This is a genomic window from Exiguobacterium sp. s150, assembly GCF_018618435.1.
Classification (GTDB): Bacteria; Bacillota; Bacilli; order Exiguobacteriales; family Exiguobacteriaceae; genus Exiguobacterium; species Exiguobacterium alkaliphilum.
The window spans coordinates 108,312-125,013 of sequence record NZ_JACSMC010000005.1 but is presented as its reverse complement, the minus strand read 5'-3'; the positions used below and the strand labels follow the sequence as shown (position 1 = coordinate 125,013).

16 protein-coding genes are annotated in these 16,702 nt (G+C 52.9%); 4 read left to right on the top strand and 12 right to left on the bottom strand.

The window, feature by feature from the left end; genetic code table 11:
* From KNP76_RS04850 to KNP76_RS04805, 10 genes are all read right to left on the bottom strand, one after another.
* The coding region (locus tag KNP76_RS04850) for a transposase (RefSeq protein ID WP_483298101.1) at positions 1 to 185 on the bottom strand (185 nt) is incomplete at its 3' end.
* A gap of 233 nt (positions 186 to 418) precedes the next feature.
* Positions 419 to 1,033, bottom strand: a complete 615-nt coding sequence (gene plsY / locus KNP76_RS04845; RefSeq protein ID WP_214843092.1) for a glycerol-3-phosphate 1-O-acyltransferase PlsY — start codon at positions 1,031 to 1,033, stop codon at positions 419 to 421.
* Between the two features lie 11 nt (positions 1,034 to 1,044).
* Complete coding sequence (locus KNP76_RS04840; RefSeq protein ID WP_214843083.1) at positions 1,045 to 1,932, bottom strand: M15 family metallopeptidase; 888 nt, start codon at positions 1,930 to 1,932, stop codon at positions 1,045 to 1,047.
* A 76-nt stretch (positions 1,933 to 2,008) separates the two neighbouring features.
* Positions 2,009 to 2,428: an acyl-CoA thioesterase gene (locus tag KNP76_RS04835; RefSeq protein WP_214838516.1), complete on the bottom strand. Its 420-nt coding sequence runs from the start codon at positions 2,426 to 2,428 to the stop codon at positions 2,009 to 2,011.
* A gap of 31 nt (positions 2,429 to 2,459) precedes the next feature.
* Positions 2,460 to 4,721 carry an AAA family ATPase gene (locus KNP76_RS04830; protein ID WP_214843081.1) on the bottom strand — a complete coding sequence of 754 codons (2,262 nt, stop codon included), beginning with the start codon at positions 4,719 to 4,721 and terminating at the stop codon, positions 2,460 to 2,462.
* 57 nt (positions 4,722 to 4,778) lie between these two features.
* On the bottom strand, positions 4,779 to 5,462 hold the full coding sequence (locus KNP76_RS04825) for a hypothetical protein (RefSeq protein ID WP_214843079.1): 684 nt from the start codon (positions 5,460 to 5,462) through the stop codon (positions 4,779 to 4,781).
* A gap of 103 nt (positions 5,463 to 5,565) precedes the next feature.
* Positions 5,566 to 7,131 (bottom strand): BCCT family transporter, encoded by a 1,566-nt coding sequence (locus KNP76_RS04820; RefSeq protein ID WP_214843077.1) that lies wholly within the window; start codon positions 7,129 to 7,131, stop codon positions 5,566 to 5,568.
* Between the two features lie 126 nt (positions 7,132 to 7,257).
* Complete coding sequence (locus KNP76_RS04815; RefSeq protein WP_251137339.1) at positions 7,258 to 7,746, bottom strand: DUF3939 domain-containing protein; 489 nt, start codon at positions 7,744 to 7,746, stop codon at positions 7,258 to 7,260.
* Positions 7,747 to 7,853: 107 nt separating this feature from the next.
* Positions 7,854 to 10,568: an aconitate hydratase AcnA gene (gene acnA, locus KNP76_RS04810; RefSeq protein ID WP_214843075.1), complete on the bottom strand. Its 2,715-nt coding sequence runs from the start codon at positions 10,566 to 10,568 to the stop codon at positions 7,854 to 7,856.
* 201 nt (positions 10,569 to 10,769) lie between these two features.
* On the bottom strand, positions 10,770 to 12,365 hold the full coding sequence (locus KNP76_RS04805) for a peptide chain release factor 3 (RefSeq protein ID WP_034804977.1): 1,596 nt from the start codon (positions 12,363 to 12,365) through the stop codon (positions 10,770 to 10,772).
* 173 nt (positions 12,366 to 12,538) lie between these two features.
* Here KNP76_RS04805 and KNP76_RS04800 point away from each other — a divergent pair, with 173 nt between their 5' ends.
* The 3 genes from KNP76_RS04800 (at position 12,539) to KNP76_RS04790 (ending at position 15,115) form a co-directional block, all read left to right on the top strand.
* Positions 12,539 to 12,970, top strand: coding sequence for a DUF2621 family protein (locus KNP76_RS04800; RefSeq protein ID WP_034804980.1), 432 nt, complete (start codon positions 12,539 to 12,541; stop codon positions 12,968 to 12,970).
* A 259-nt stretch (positions 12,971 to 13,229) separates the two neighbouring features.
* On the top strand, positions 13,230 to 13,559 hold the full coding sequence (locus tag KNP76_RS04795) for a DUF485 domain-containing protein (protein WP_034804984.1): 330 nt from the start codon (positions 13,230 to 13,232) through the stop codon (positions 13,557 to 13,559).
* Positions 13,556 to 15,115 carry a solute symporter family protein gene (locus KNP76_RS04790; RefSeq protein ID WP_034818246.1) on the top strand — a complete coding sequence of 520 codons (1,560 nt, stop codon included), beginning with the start codon at positions 13,556 to 13,558 and terminating at the stop codon, positions 15,113 to 15,115. Before KNP76_RS04795 ends, KNP76_RS04790 begins: the two co-directional genes overlap by 4 nt.
* Before the next feature lie 36 nt (positions 15,116 to 15,151).
* On the opposite strand, the gene KNP76_RS04785 is transcribed toward KNP76_RS04790, so the two are convergent.
* Together KNP76_RS04785 and KNP76_RS04780 are read right to left on the bottom strand one after the other, a co-directional pair.
* Positions 15,152 to 15,604 carry a CcdC family protein gene (locus KNP76_RS04785; RefSeq protein WP_034805147.1) on the bottom strand — a complete coding sequence of 151 codons (453 nt, stop codon included), beginning with the start codon at positions 15,602 to 15,604 and terminating at the stop codon, positions 15,152 to 15,154.
* Between the two features lie 19 nt (positions 15,605 to 15,623).
* Positions 15,624 to 16,322, bottom strand: a complete 699-nt coding sequence (locus KNP76_RS04780) for a cytochrome c biogenesis CcdA family protein (protein ID WP_211779370.1) — start codon at positions 16,320 to 16,322, stop codon at positions 15,624 to 15,626.
* 192 nt (positions 16,323 to 16,514) lie between these two features.
* Between KNP76_RS04780 and KNP76_RS04775 the strand changes: the two genes are divergently transcribed.
* Positions 16,515 to 16,697 carry an aspartyl-phosphate phosphatase Spo0E family protein gene (locus tag KNP76_RS04775; protein WP_211779369.1) on the top strand — a complete coding sequence of 61 codons (183 nt, stop codon included), beginning with the start codon at positions 16,515 to 16,517 and terminating at the stop codon, positions 16,695 to 16,697.
* The last annotated feature ends 5 nt before the right edge of the window (positions 16,698 to 16,702 follow it).

Sequence of the window (16,702 nt, the reverse complement as noted above, 5' to 3'; positions counted from 1 at the left end):
ACGATCTTCATCATCATGCGCGGATGATAGGCCGGGCAGCCCGTCGTTCGCCAGAACGGCTCGAAGGCCTCGTCGGGGATCTGTTCGACGAGATCGTGGACGGCGAAGGCGATATCGTTTTCCTGGAGACGGACTTCTAAATCTAGGGGCAAAACCAATTGGTTCATGGTATACTCTTTGTACATGGGGGCACCTCCAAAGTTATGGTTTGGTCACTTTAACTTTATCAGAGGTCGCCCCTATCTGTTTAGTCCAAAATGTGTGCACGAACCCATAAAAATGACAAGAGGCCCCCGGGAGCGAACAAGTCGCTCCCGGGGGCCTCTTTGTTATAAATCTACTGAGTTATGTCCCAGCCTCCTAAGAATCGAGGACACGAGAGATGGAGGTCATTGAACGATCCATCTCCGTATTCGCCTTATTTTCGCTTTTGAAACAATGGCACTTTCGGCTCGGTCCCAGAACGAATGCGTTGCCAGTTCGAGCGGTGCTTGATGATGATGAACAAGGCGAGCGGCACGATGACAATGAGCGGCAACAAATCTCGCGCAATGATGCCGTACGCGATCACGGTCACGAGTCCGACGACGGACGCCGCCATCGAAGACAGCGACACCATCTTCGAGACGAGCAGCGTCACGACGAACGTCGTGACGACGACGAGGAAAAACCACGGGAAGGCCGCCAACAAGACGCCGGCGCTCGTCGCGACCGACTTGCCCCCTTTGAACTTTGCAAACACCGGGTACGAGTGGCCGATGATGGCCGGGATTCCGGCCAACAGCAGACTCATGTCGCTCCCGAATAAAAGCGGGAGCAGCGCGGCGACGAGCCCTTTCCCCATATCCCCGAGCAAGACGAGCGTTCCGGCCCGTTTGCCGAGCACACGGAACGTGTTCGTCGTCCCAAGGTTCCCGCTCCCATGTTCACGGACGTCGACCCGATAGCCGAGCTTGCCGATGATGAGCGCGAACGGGATCGACCCGAGCACATAACTGATCAATACAATGAAAATCTCTGTTAAATAAGGCATCGCAATTCCCCTTAGTCCATTAATTGCTGGAGGTATTGTTCGAACGGGACGTTCATCTGCTTGACGTTCGTTGCGTGTTCTACCCCGATGTAACGTAGATGCCACGGTTCATACATATAACCCGTCTCATCTTCAAAAGCCCGCTGGTAACGGACGATAAATCCGTACTTATGGGCGTTGTCGGCAAGCCACTTGCCTTCTTTCGTCTGCTCGAGTCCTTGCGTCAACTGATACCCGACCGAGGCGCTCGAGACATCAATCGCGAGTCCGGTCTGATGTTCAGAATGACCCGGTGGCGCTGAATATTTCATCGCTTGTTCTTTACCATCGCGGGCGACGTACGCGTTGAAGAGCTGAACTTGATAGTCATAAGAGCGGAAAGCGCTCGTCCCTTTCAAGTCAATCCCTGCCGATTTCGCGGCAGCCATGAGTCCCTCGATTCCGGTCGCCGCCTCTTGACGAAGCATGCGACGGTCACCCGTCGCCGAGTCGACGAAAGCGATGTTCGGGGTCACGAGGTCTTGCGGTTTATAGTTGCTCGGAAGCGCGATTTGTTTATTGACGAGGATGAGCGTGCCGAGTGCCAAATTGGCCTGTCCCTCCGTCTCAAGCGGTTCTTTCGGCACGAGTTCGACCGGGGGCGCCTCTTCGACTGGGGCTGAATCCTCTGGCGTTTCTGTGGCCGGTTCTTCTTCGGTCGTTGGCTCTTCTGCCACTTCCGGTTCTGGTGTATCGGAGGCATCGTCAGTTGATTCCGGTGCCTCTTCTGGCGCGGTCGGTTCCTCCGTCACGACCGGTTGTTCCGTCGGTTCATTCGTTGGAGGTTGTTCATTCGGATTACAGCCCACCAACGTGAGCGTCAAGGCGCAGCACACCATCCATTGCGATGGTTTTCGCATGCGATCTTCCCCTTTCTATATACAAAAAAATACCGTCAAGATATGATACCATACTGACGGTACAAAAGAAGCACTGTTATGAGACGGGGCTCATGACACGCATATACATCTCATGCCATTCTGGAAACTCTCGGTCAAGGCGGACCGGTTTAAAATCGCCTTGTTTGACGACGACATGTGTCGTTTTCGCAGTCCCGACCAAATGACCGTCCTGATCTGTTAATTCATAGCCGTAAACGGTACGAATTTTAGAGTACGTGTCGACCCACACTCGGACGTGGACCGTGTCGCCGAACGTCACGCTCTTCTTGTAATCGACCGATACGTTCGTGACCGGTGAGACAAATCCTGCCTGTTCCATGTCTTTATATTCGACACCAAGTTCTCGCAGGAGCTCGGTTCTTGCTATCTCTAAATAGACGAGATAGTTCGCATGGTAGACGATTCCCATCATGTCAGTCTCTTGGTAACGAACCGGAATTTGAATCGTATGCATCAGTATCGTCCTCGCTTTCCATTCCATTGTATTATAACTTGGTACTAATATCTACTGCTAATAATTGATTGAAGTCACTTTCTGCCACGTCTTGAGCAATGAGTCGATACGACTGTCTGGCAATGGCCTCGTCAATCAGTGATAACGCCATTCGGGCGTTCGGGCGGTCCATTTGTGTAATTCGGTTCTCGATTTCTCGACGGGCCTCCTCGTCCAACACATAGCCGAACTTCTCAGCGTAGCGGATGGCAATCTCGACAAGCTCGGCAATCGAATAGTCCTCGAAGTGAATGCTCCGTTTAATCCGACTGCTAAGGCCCGGGTTCGACTCAATCAATCGACGCATCGGTGCCTCATAACCGGCTAGCACGACGACCAAGTTCTCCCCGTGTTTCGGCATCTCGTCCACGAGCGTGTCAATCGCCTCTTTGCCATAATCGTTCGGGCCCCCACTTAAACTATACGCCTCATCGATGAGCAACACACCACCGAGCGCGTCACGAATTGCGGCTTTCGTCTTCTGAGCCGTCTGACCGACGTACCCACTGACGAGGTCGGCTCGGCTGACGACTTTCAAATGACCACGCTTCAGATAGCCCGCTTTCTTCAGCAACTGCGCGTATAAATGGGCGAACGTCGTCTTTCCGGTTCCGCTGTTGCCGACGAGTGTCGCGTGAAGTTCGACTGGCGCCGTCTTCAGTCCGAGCTCACGTCGGCGTTTTTGAACGGTGATGAGCGCCTCGATTTCCTTAAGCTGTCGTTTTGCTTCCGCCATGCCGACAAGGTCATCAACAGAAAGCGCACGGTCCTCTTCAGACTGAGGCTCAACGAAATCAAGTTCGGTCAATATCGCCATCTCATCAAGTGGTGCGTTCGCACCGAAGCGAGATCCTTTTTGGAACATCGCATCGAGCAAGATGTTATGAACCGTGCGCGCGTTCCCGAACGTCGCATCGACACGCTGTCGATCTAGTCTCGCAAGCAGCGCCCGTTTTGCTTCGGCCGTAAGGACGTAATTGTTCTCATCAGCCACTTTTTCACCGATCGCGATAAGCTCTTCGTCGGAATAGTTCGGTAGCTCGTAATGGTTCGACTCTGGAAACCGGGACCGGAGGCCAGGGTTGGCGAGGAGGAAGTGACGCATCTCTTCCGGATACCCGGCGAGGATAACGACGAATTTCCCGGCATATTCGCCGCTCGTCATCGCGGCGACAAGTGTATCGATCGCGGCTTGTCCATAGTCGCTCCCGCTCGCATCTTGTCGCTTCAGTGCGTATGCCTCATCGATGAATAAGACGCCCCCTTCCGCTTCTTTCACTTTATTCATGACTTGTTCTTCCGTCTGGCCGACGAACGCACCGACAAGGCTCGAGCGATCGGCTTCAATCACGTCAGGACGGCTGAGAAGTCCGAGTTCAAAGTAAATCTCAGCCATCAACCGAGCGAGCGTCGTCTTGCCCGTCCCTGGATTCCCGGTGAAGACGAGATGGAGCGACGGTTGATGAACCGATGAGAAGCCGGCTTTTTCTCGCTCCTGTTGAAACAGTAAAAAGCGATACCACGATTTGACCCGGGCTTTAATGTCGGTCAAGCCGATCATCGTCTCTAACTTCTCAATCCCGCTCGACTTCGTTTCACGCTTTTGTTCCGGCAATAGCCCGACAATCGTCCCGATTCTCGACTTTACGGTCGTGACGCGCTCATTGAAGCGACGGAACGCCTCGCGACTGAAATAGTTGCCTTGCATCGAAGCGAGAAGCGATGCCGTATCGTCCTCGAGCGCTGCGACTTCCTGTGTCGCGTCGACGACAGCGTCGGACAATTGCTCGAGCTGATGCTTGAACTCTGAATCGCGCAAGTCCGACTTTGCCCGTTCGATTTCTTCGTGGAGTTGATCTAGCTGTTCAAGTAGACTCGTTGTTTTCGCTTCATAGTCCGTCAAGATTTGCACTTTCATGGAGGCGTAATCCGCCTCACGAAGTGTCGGCCACTCGATTTGGAGCGTTTGCCGGAAACGACGTAACTTTTCATTCAATTGACTGACACGGAGCTCTGCAGGCAACGCGTGCATCGATTCTAGTTCTTTCATCCAACGGTTAAGGAGCGGGTCCATCGTCTCCGTCTCCCGAAATCGTCTCGTCGCGAGGAGCGTCAACGTACGTACCAACTCGTCACGTTGTCCAGTGGCCCGCGACCAATGGGCGTAAGATAATAAAGCGGCCTCGTCGACGGTTTCGCCAGTCTCCCAACGCGATAAGTCCGCTTGTACCTGGTCCAAGTTGATTTGTTTCATTCCATTCTTCCTTTCAGACGACAAAGGAGCGGACGTATGAGTCTGCTCCTAGCCGATTTATCGTGATTCAAAAGACGTCATGCGAATCGAGTGGAACAAGTTACCGTTGTTTCGTGACTCTGCGGCGAGTAAGATTCGTTCGTTCGCATCGATGTAATACGTGACCGCTTCCTCGTTCTCTTCTTCGCTGAAGATGGAAGGGTACTTCTCGCTCCACTCAGTCGGCACGGATTCCGCCGTTTGCGTCTTCACGAACGCTTGCGCGGTACGCCCGATTATCTCGACATCGCCTTCACTCGAACCGAGTGAGCCGTCATCGAGCCATCGCCGGATCTGTTCGTTCGTCGCCCGTGACAGGAACGGATGTGGCGCGACCGCGCCTGACGTCGTCTCTTGACGAATCGTCTCTTCCCCTTCAGGGTTCAACTCGCGGTAAATCGAGCCGTCCCATTCCGCCATCGCTCCGACGTTCGGACCTGAGACGACTTCCGAAACGAAGTGTCCGTTTTCATCATATGTGACGAGGTAGTCGCGTACCTCTAGTGTCTCGCCTTCAGTCGGTAGCTTTTTCTCTTCATAGCCGATGATGACTGACGTGTAGAATGGCTCCGTGCGGTTCTCTCTGCCTTCGTCATCCGTAAAGTTGAATAATGAATAAAGGTTGTAGATGAGCAAGGCACCGATGATGAGAATCCCGGCTCCAATCACCCAGCTCAGACGTTTTTTCATTTGTTGTTTCATCTCATGCCCTCCCATTATGCTTCACTTACTATCCTACACTAGCGTGGAGGTCATGCAAAATATTTACGACCAAAAAAGGGCCTCATTCGAGACCCCTGTTGCATCAACTCAGTTTATCTTCTTCTTTTTTATATGCATCGATCCATTTGTCACGTTCATCCGGTTCATCTGACAAATCTTTGAACAATGCGATGATCATGAAGATCAGTACGAAAATGAACGGGAACGCCACGAGAATCGCGACTGCTTGTAAGGCGCTTAGTCCACCGGCATATAGAAGCACGGCTGCGATCGAGGACTGGATGAAGCCCCACGTCAATTTGATACGCATCGGAGGAATCAACTTTCCGTTCGTCGTGAGCATCCCGAGCACGTACGTCGCCGAGTCGGCAGAGGTGATGAAGAACGTCGAGATGAGGAAGATGGCGATGATGCTGAGCACCGTACCGAATCCGCCGAACGTTTCAAACAAGGCGAACAATCCGACTTCCGTTCCAATCTCATTGACGGCCGTAATCAAGTTCTGTCCACCGAATAAGTCTGCCCAGATGGCTGACCCGCCGAACACAGAGAACCAAAGCAACCCGAATGACGTCGGTACGAGTAAAATCCCGATAATGAACTCGCGAATCGTCCGTCCTTTTGAGACACGGGCGATGAAGGTTCCGACGAACGGTGACCACGAGATCCACCATGCCCAATAGAAGATCGTCCAGCCGTTAATCCATTCGCGTTCGACCGGTTCGAGTGCGGCCGTCCGGAAACTCATCGACGGCAACTGTTGGACGTACGTCCCAATCGTCTGGGTGAACAGGTCGAGAATGAACGCGCTCGGTCCGGCGATGAGCGTCGCCCCGAGCAAGACGATGGCGAGGAAGATGTTCGTATTACTTAAAATCCGAATCCCTTTCTCGAGGCCAGTCGAGGCGCTGATCATGTAGAGCACCGTCACGACAGCGATGATAATCAGTTGCGTCGAGAAGGCGTTCGGTACGCTTGGAATCAAATAGTGAAGACCCCCTGCGATTTGCTGCGCCCCGAACCCGAGCGACGTCGCGACACCGAATGCCGTCGCGATGACCGCGAGGATGTCGACTGTCTGTTTAACGGGACGTTCATAACGATCGTTCACGAGCGACCCGATTGTCTCTCCGATTGTCGCCGGACGTCCTTTTCTGAACGTCGAGTAGGCGATGGCGAGTGCGATCATCGCGTAAATCGCCCATGGATGGAAGCCCCAATGGAAGAACGCGTAGCGCATCGCGGTACGAGCGTCGCCTTCAGGAGTCGGTGATTCGAATGGCGGGCTGTGGAAGTGGAGGAGCGGTTCGGCCGCCCCCCAGAAGATGAGTCCGATTCCCATCCCGGCACTGAACAGCATGGCGAACCACGTCAAATAACCGAAGTCGGGACGATCCGTATCTTTTCCGAGCCGAATCGAGCCGAATCGCGAGAAGATTAAAAAGACGGCGACGAGCAAAATCCCGGTCGCGCTGAGCAAGTAAAACCAGCCCATGCCGTTCGAGAGCCATCCTTGAACGGTCGTCGTCACGTTCAATAGGCTGGCGTTGCCAAGGAGGCGTTCCGGAAAGATGCCCCAAATCGTGAACAAGACCGTGATGATAGCTGAAACGATGAAAACGGTCGTCACTTGGCTTTTCCTTTTCATTAGTAGTCACTCCTATTCAATTTTCTTATTTTCATATACGTTTTCCACCGTAACATACTTTGTAAACCCTCCACAACTGCTCGACCTGTATTGAATGAAACCAAAAAGAGTGACGGAACGTGAACGTCACTCAGGTGGTTTCGGCTCGAGCGAGACAATCAACGTCTCATCAACGACATAATACGGGCGCTTCGGTAGCGTTTTCAAATAACCGCCTTCTCGTAGACGTGCCAAATCGAGTTGCATCGTCTGTTGAAACTTGCGGAGCGGTAATTTCTGTTCTTGTTCCATGTACAGGTCGAGTGCCCGTTGGACTTGGTCCATCTCATAAATGATGTCCCGCTCCTCTTCTGGAACGATATAAAACGTCTCTTTCGACATGAAAAACCGCTGTCTCGGTTTGCCGGGCAGATGCCGCTTCAACCGCGTCAAGTCGATTTCTTGTGTATCATCGAGTAAGACGGTCCGGTTGACCCCTTTCGGTAGCGTCTGTTCGTACTCATGAATCGCCTGTCTGAGTTCCGGTAGCGTGATGTCGACGTCACGCTCTACGACCTCTTCCTTTTGCATCAAACGTTGCCACCAGCTTTTCCCTGATTTCGTCTGTCGCTCCATACACTCCCCCCTCTCCTCATCCTGTTCCCGATATGGATGGGCCTCTCACCTTAATTCCGCACATTCACAAAAAAAACCTTCCTTTTTTCAAAGGAAGGTCAACATGTTTACTTCAATTTGTCACGAAGGACCATCTGTAGGATGCCGCCGTGACGGTAGTAGTCGATTTCAATCTCAGAGTCGAACCGAGCGATGACTTTGAATTCGGTCACCGTGCCGTTCTCATGCGTTGCTTTGACGTTCAAGATATCACGTGGGCGGACCGACTCGTCGACTTGGATGTCGATCGCTTCTTCGCCTGTGAGTCCGAGGGAGTCGGCTGACTCCCCGTCCATGAACTGGAGTGGCAAGACGCCCATCATGACGAGGTTCGAGCGGTGAATCCGTTCGAAGCTTTGCGCGATGACGGCACGGATGCCGAGAAGATTCGTTCCTTTGGCTGCCCAGTCACGCGACGAGCCCATACCGTAGTCGTTTCCAGCGAAGACGACGAGGCCTGTGCCTTGCTCTTTGTACTTCATGGCCGCATCGTACATCGGCATGATTTCGCCAGTCGGCCAGTACGTCGTGAAGCCGCCTTCAGTGCCTGGTGCGACTTGGTTACGGATGCGGATGTTCGCGAACGTGCCGCGCATCATGACTTCGTGGTTCCCACGGCGTGAGCCGTACGAGTTGAAGTCGAGCGGTGCGACGCCCTTCGACTGAAGGTACTGTCCAGCTGGAGTCGTCTTCGAGAACGCACCGGCTGGTGAAATGTGGTCGGTCGTGACCGAATCGCCAAACTTCCCGATGACGCGGAGGCCGTTCAACGCATGGACTTCTCCCGCTTCCGGCTCGAGGTTCTCAAAGAACGGCGGGTTTTGGATATACGTCGAGTCGTCCGAGAAGTCATACAAGTTGCCTTCTGGCACGTCAAGCGCGTTCCAACGCTCATTGCCCGTGAAGACCGTATCGTACTCTTTGCGGAACGCTTCCGGTGAGACGACGTCTTGAACGACCATCTTGATTTCATCGTTTGATGGCCAGATGTCTTTGAAGAAGACCTCGTTGCCATCTTTGTCTGTTCCGAACGACTCGTTCATGATGTCGAAGTTGACCGATCCAGCGAGCGCGTACGCGACGACGAGTGGCGGTGACGCCAAGAAGTTCGCTTTGACGAGCGGGTGGACGCGGCCTTCGAAGTTACGGTTCCCCGAGAGGACCGATGAGACGAGCAAATCATTCGATGTGATCGCGTCTTCGACTTCGCGGTCGAGTGGACCCGAGTTTCCGATACATGTCGTACATCCGTAACCGACGGTGTTGAAACCGAGTTGGTCGAGGTACGGCGTGAGGCCGGCTTTGTCGAGGTAGTCGGTAACGACTTTCGAGCCCGGTGCGAGCGACGTCTTCACGAACTTTGGAACCGTGAGACCGCGTTCGACGGCTTTCTTCGCGACAAGTCCTGCTCCGACCATGACGTATGGGTTTGACGTGTTCGTACAGCTCGTGATGGCTGCGATCGCGACGTCACCCGTACGCATGTCGACAGCGCCGTCTGTGTAGTTGACCGCCGTCGTCTTCTCAAGCTCAGCTTTTTCAAGTCCGAAGCCGCTGTGTCCGGCTGGTGCCGTCACACTGTCGACGAATGCCGTCTGAAGGTCTGATAAGTTGATGCGGTCTTGTGGACGTTTCGGTCCAGCAAGCGACGGCTCAACTTTCGACAAGTCGAGCGTGAGCGTCTTCGTGAACGACGGATCGGCTTGGTCCGGTGTATAGAATAAGTCGTTCGCTTTTGAGTACGCTTCGACGAGGTCGATCAATTCTTCTGGGCGACCCGTTGTGCGCATGTAGTTGAGCGTCTCGGTGTCGACTGGGAAGAAACCACACGTCGCACCATATTCAGGCGCCATGTTGGCGATCGTCGCCCGGTCTGAGAGCGGCATCGTGTGAAGCGATGGACCAAAGAACTCGACGAACTTGCCGACGACTTTCTCGTTCCGGAGCATTTCTGTGACGACGAGCGCGACGTCGGTCGCCGTGACACCCGGGTTGACTTCTCCGATGATTTTGACGCCGACGACGTCCGGTACGGGGAAGTATGACGGTTGACCGAGCATGCTCGCTTCGGCTTCAATCCCACCGACACCCCAACCGAGGACACCGAGACCGTTGATCATCGTCGTATGCGAATCCGTTCCGACGAGTGAATCCGGATAGGCGACGTTGCCCGTTCCGTCATTCTTCTCGAGGACGACCGACGCCAAGTACTCCAAGTTGACTTGGTGGACGATTCCGGTCGCTGGTGGGACGGCACGATAGTTGTCGAACGCCGTTTGAGCCCAACGTAAGAACTTGTAGCGCTCTTCGTTCCGCTCGAACTCGATGTCCATGTTTTTCATGAGTGCGCCGGCGAAACCATACGCATCGACTTGGACCGAGTGGTCGACGACGAGGTCGACCGGGATTTCCGGGTTAATCTTGTTCGGGTCTCCCCCAAGGTCAGCCATCGCTTTACGGAGTGAGGCGAGGTCGACGACGGTCGGGACGCCTGTGAAGTCCTGAAGGACGACGCGGGCCGGTTTGAACGGGACGTCGATATCTTTCGACACCTCGGCTGTACCCCATTTAGCCAAGTTCTCGACGTGCTCTTTCGTGATGCCGCGGCCATCTTGTTGACGTAGCACCGATTCGAGCAAGACACGAATCGAATATGGAAGACGACTGAGTTCAGTCACTCCATCTTCTTCAAGTTTTCTAAGTCGGTAATAGTCATACGCTTGCCCGTTCACCTCGAACTTTGTCCGCGATGAAAAAGCGTCTAACACGTTCGTTTGTTCCATACGATTTCCCCCTTTTTGAAAGCGGCGACGCAGGCAATTGCCGTAATCGCTTACTTATCACATGTTTATCATAATACAACGACCGCGTGACGTAAAATACATTCCGTCACAAATTAGTCATAAGTAAAACTTATCAAGATTCCATTTTCGGTTGAACATGAAAAAAGCGACTCCATAACGGAATCGCTTTGACAGCCGAACTTACTCTACACCGATTTCCGCATTCACGTCGAGCGCATCGACGAGCGTGAGTTCGTCTTCGTAACGCTCTTTGAAGCGGTCGAACGTGAATTCATTGGCAAACAAGAACACCGGGCGTTCCCAGCGGTCCGTCACGAGCATGTTACGTGAGTCCTGAAACGGCTTGAGCGCCTTCAATTCCTTGTCCTTCACCCAACGTGCGACACTGTAAGAGACCGGCTCCATGCGGATGTCGACACCATACTCGTTATTCAATCGGTACTCGAACACTTCGAATTGGAGTTGGCCGACCGCACCGAGGTAAATCTCGTTATATTCGTTGCGATACACTTGAATCGCACCTTCTTGCGCGAGCTGCTCGACCCCTTTGTGGAAGTGCTTCGACTTGAGGGAGTTGATTGGCGAGACACGCATGAACAGTTCTGGCGGGAACGTCGGCAACGCCTCGAACGCAATCTTTTGCTTCGCCGTCGTGATCGTGTCCCCGATTTGATACGTGCCCGAATCGTAAATCCCGATGACGTCGCCAGCGAACGCTTTGTCGACCGTTTCCCGGTCGTTCGCCATGAGCTGTGTCGATTGACTGAGCTTGATTTTCTTGCCCGTCCGCGTAAGCGTCACATCCATGCCCCGCTCGAACACGCCTGAACAGATGCGCACGAACGCGATGCGGTCACGGTGGGCCGGGTTCATGTTCGCCTGGATTTTGAAGACGAAGCCACTGAACTCTTCTGACGTCGGGTCGATTGGACCGACGTTCGATTTGCGTGCTTCTGGCGCCGGTGACATGTCGAGGTAGTGATTAAGGAACGACGTGACACCGAAATCGACGAGGGCCGTCCCGAAGAAGACCGGCGTCAATTTCCCGTGTTGAATCGCCTCGACGTCAATCTCGTTGCCGGCACCGTCTAACAGGTCAATCTCATCACGTAAGTTCGTCAAGTTCTCTTCCGTCAAATAGTCGGCGAGCACCGGGTCGTTCACACCGTCTTCGTTTAGCGTGAGCGTCGACTTGTCGCCTCGGAACAAATGAACTTCGTTCTTGATGCGGTCATACACCCCTTCGAACTGCATCCCGCTACCGATCGGCCAAGTGACGGCGACTGAAGGCATACCGAGTACTTCTTCTAGTTCTTCCATCAACTCGAGCGGATCTTTCGCCTGGCGGTCGAGTTTGTTCATGAACGTAAAGATTGGAATTCCACGCATGCGGCAAACTTGGAACAGTTTCTTCGTCTGCGTCTCAATCCCCTTCGCGGCATCGATGACCATGACGGCGCTGTCGACCGACGTCAAAACGCGATACGTGTCCTCACCGAAATCGTTATGCCCCGGCGTATCCATGATCGAGACAACTTTGTCCTGATAGACAAATTGCATGACCGAAGATGTGACCGAGATGCCACGCTGCTTCTCGATTTCCATCCAGTCGGATTTGGCGTGTTTTGAGTTCTTGCGGGCCTTGACCGTCCCCGCTTCACGGATGGCCCCTCCGTGCAGGAGGAGTTTTTCTGTTAAAGTCGTCTTACCGGCATCCGGGTGGGAGATGATACCGAAGATGCGACGTTTTTCTACTTCGTGTTTCAATTGGCTCATATATGTGATCCTTTCTGATTCAAGACGTTCCTGATTCGTTCATTTTGCAACGCTATCTATTTTAACGAAATGTGTCCCGTTCGTCCATCCTGAGTCAAAGCGGATACTTTTGCAATCGAACAGTTTTTTGTATACTAAGTTTGAATGACTGTAAATAGAACGGGGGAAAGACGATGCCAGAGAGTCTGGTCATGTATTTCATTGTCTTTTGGGGTTTCGTGATGATCGGTCTAATGTCGATCGGTGGATTTTTCATGTTCCGCAAATTTTTAAAGCGGATGCCAAAAGAGGACGGGCTGTCCCTGCTCGATATCGAAGACGATTATATCGACCGCACCCGGCACATGTGGACGCCAGAGACGCGCACACTGTTGGACCGGCTCGTCACGCCGGTGCCGGAACTGTTCCGTGACGTCGCGATTCGGAAAATCGCCGGTAAAATCGGACAGTTCGCGCTCGAATCGCGGGCGAACGAGATGACGACCGAACTCGTCGTGAAAGGGTATATCGCAGCAACGCCAAAACGCGACCACAAGTTTTTAAAGAAAGCGCTCGAGCAAGAACAGATCGACTGGACGAGATACAAACACTATTTCCAACAGTAGTCCTCGATTTCGAGGACTTTTTGTATGGCATCGTTTGTAAATTGTGCCATACGACTAGTAAGTCTAAAGAACTATTTTTTCCGGTATTAATTATTATAGAATAACGTTCAACATTTAGACAATATTGAAAACGCTTACAATAAATTGGTATGACCAATATTAGTATAACGTTTGGATTTCAGTAGTGAAAAAATGGATAGCTTTTCCTTTATTGTCGTTTCTATAATGTACGTATCTCGAATATGAAGGAGGTACACTTATGCATGACGTCACGCAAGCAACCCAGACCGAGAGTAGCCGTTCTGCTGAGGCGATCGTCGAGAGTCCGACGTTCATTCAACTCATGCGGGAGAAGAACCGCTTCATTCTCCCATCGATTATTTTCTCACTTATCTTTTATTTTACGTTACCGGTTTCGACGAGTTATTTTACATTTTTAAACAATCAAGTCGCCGGGTACATCACATGGGCGTGGGTACTCGCCTTCGCTCAGTTCTTCATGACATGGACGTTCTGCGTCCTCTACAGCCGACGCGCCCGTCGCTTCGATGAGCTCGTCGAACAAATTAAGCAGGAGGAAACACGATGAACTTGACTGCCGTACTCTTGTTTCTCGCCATTGTCGGATTGACGCTCGTCATCACATTTTTTGCCGCCCGAAAAACGAAGACGGCCAGCGATTTTTATACGGCCGACGGCGGACTGACCGGTTTTCAAAACGGTCTCGCCATCGCCGGGGACTATATGTCAGCCGCCTCGTTCCTCGGGATTGCCGGAATGATTGCCCTCGCCGGCTTCGACGGATTCTTCTATTCAATCGGGTTTCTCGTCGCGTACCTCGTCGTCTTATATCTCGTCGCCGAGCCGCTTCGAAACCTAGGGAAATACACGATGGCCGACATGATTGCCGCTCGCTTCAACAAGCCGCGCGTCCGCGGCGTCGCCGCGATGAACGCTATCGTCATCTCTATCTTTTACATGATTGCCCAACTTGTCGGCGCCGGTGCGCTCATCGAGCTATTGCTAGGCATCCCTTACACGACGAGCGTCGTCGTCGTCGGAATTTTGATGACGGTGTACGTTGTCTTCGGTGGGATGACGGCCACGTCGTGGGTTCAAATTACGAAGGCAGTCCTCTTGATGATCGGGACGGCCATCATCTCGTTCCTCGTTTTCGCCAAGTTCGACTTCTCCGTCTTCAAGATGTTCTCGGAAGTGAGCAAGGCGACCCCGCTCGGTGAGAGCTTCTTGAATCCGGGCAACAAGTTCAAACTACCGCTCGATACGATTTCGCTTAACTTGGCGCTCGTCCTCGGGACGGCCGGTCTCCCGCATATTTTGATCCGTTTCTTTACGGTCAAAGATGCACCGACCGCGCGTCAATCGGTCGTCTATGCGACGTGGGTCATCGGCGCGTTTTACATATTGACCATCTTCCTTGGTTTTGGTGCCGCCGCCTTCGTCGGGTCTGACGCCATCATCGCTGCCAACCCGGCCGGAAACATGGCCGCTCCGCTCCTCGCACAAGTGCTCGGCGGAGACTTATTGTTCGCCTTCGTCGCCGCGATCGCCTTCGCGACGATCCTCGCTGTCGTCGCCGGTCTCGTCTTGTCGGCCGCCTCCGCGTTTGCCCACGATTTTTACGGTCACATTATCCGTAAAGGCGAAGCGACGGAGAAAGAACAAGTGGCTGCGGCTCGCATCGCTTCGGTCGCCGTCGCCGTCGTGTCGATGGGCCTCGCTTTCTTCGCCCAGTCGATGAACGTGGCGTTCCTCGTCTCGCTCGCGTTCGCTGTCGCGGCGAGTGCGAACTTGCCGGTCATCCTCTTCACGATTTTCTGGCGACGGTTCAACACGGGTGGTGCCATCTTCGGGATGGTCGTCGGCTTGTTCTCTTCCTTGTTCCTCGTCGCCATCAGTCCGAACATTTGGGCGCCAGACGGCTCCGCTATCTTTATCGGCGAAGCCCTCTTCCCGCTCACGAACCCGGGGATCGTCTCGATTCCGCTCGGCTTCCTCGCTGCGATCGTCGGGACGTATTTGACCAAGTCTGACGAAGCGATTGGGAACTATGAACGGATTCTCGTAAAGGCGAACACCGGCATCGATGCCGAGACGGAAGCTGCCGCCTCGAAAGCAGACTAAAAAAAGCGTACCTGATTTCATCATCAGGTACGCTTTTCATGTGGCCATGATCTGTTTGTACTTTTGATACATCGCGATTCGCCACGGCACGATCATGCCCCAGGCGATCAAGTAAAATAGTCCGCCCGTCGCGAAGATGTTCACTTCCGCCCCGATGAACGCCTTCATCGCGGTCCGGATGGCGAGCAGGACGAAAACGACGATGAAGAAGGCTTTCGAACGGGACAGATAGACTTCCCCGTCCCGTTTCTCGAAGTTTGACGTCTTGATGAGGAACACACTAAAAATCAAACCGACGAGAAGCGCCTCTCCGACCTCGAGCCACGTGAGCCGAAAAGCGGGAACGAGAAATTGGAGCATCCCGGTCGACATCGCGAGTGGCGGGATTAAGATCTTCTTCGCGTTCGTCGGATAGGCCGAGGCTTTGACCCGAACGAAACTTGCTACGAGCCCCATGAGCAACGCGACGATGGTCGATCCCCAAAATATCGACATATGGTCAACCCCTTTAAAATCCGGTGAAGCCGACGAGTTCGCTCATCCACGCAGCGAATCGGTTCATACCATCAAAATATAACAAGACGCCGAACGCCATCATGAGATAGCCGCCGAATTTGGCGACGGTCGCACTGTTTCTTGCCAAATATTTAATCTTCCCTACAAAACCGGCCATGATGAGGAACGGAATCGCGAAGCCGATGACGTAAGCGAGCATATAGCCCATCCCTTGACTCGGATTCGATGCCGCGAGCGCGATGACCCCGGCGAGGATCGGTCCTGTGCACGGTGTCCACCCTGCCGCAAAACCGATTCCAATCAAGACCGTACCGAAATAACCGCTCTTCCGTTCCCCGAACGACAGCTTTTTCTCCCGCATCATGAAGCTCGGTTGCCAAATCCCCGCCAAAAAGACACCGAATACGAAGATGAGGATGGCGCCGAACATGCGCAAGCTGTCCTTATACTGGATAAAGACGTCGGCGATCAGTGAGGTTGATAGTCCGAGGACGAGGAAGACGATCGAGAACCCGAACAAAAACGCGAATGTATGAAACCAAGCTTTCCGTTGCCGCAATCCTTCATTCTTCAAGTCAGAGACCGATACTCCGGTAATATAGGACAAGAAGACGGGATAAAGCGGGAGTGTACACGGAGATAAAAATGATAAGACGCCCGCCCCAAAAGCGAGCCATAGAGTGACTTCCATGCGATCTTCCACCTTTCAGCCCCATTATAGCGAAAACCTTTTCAAAATGCTCGTATCTTTTGTTTATGGTAAGTGTCACTTTTTTTTGTAATGTTTGACATGGAAATGAAACTTGTCATACGTTGAGTTAGATGCTAACATTTGGATATTCAAGTATGCCAGTTTCTATTTTATAACGATGGGGGAAACAAAGTGGCGGTCATCACAGCTGAAAACTTACACCATGCCATTGAACAAAAACGCGATGAACTATACGAAATCGCGTCGCAACAAAGTTGGACGTCTCCTGAAGTGATTCATATCAGCCAGGAATTAGATACGTTGATTACACGGCACGTCCTATTGAAACACCCGGAAGAACAATTGATTCGTTGAACACA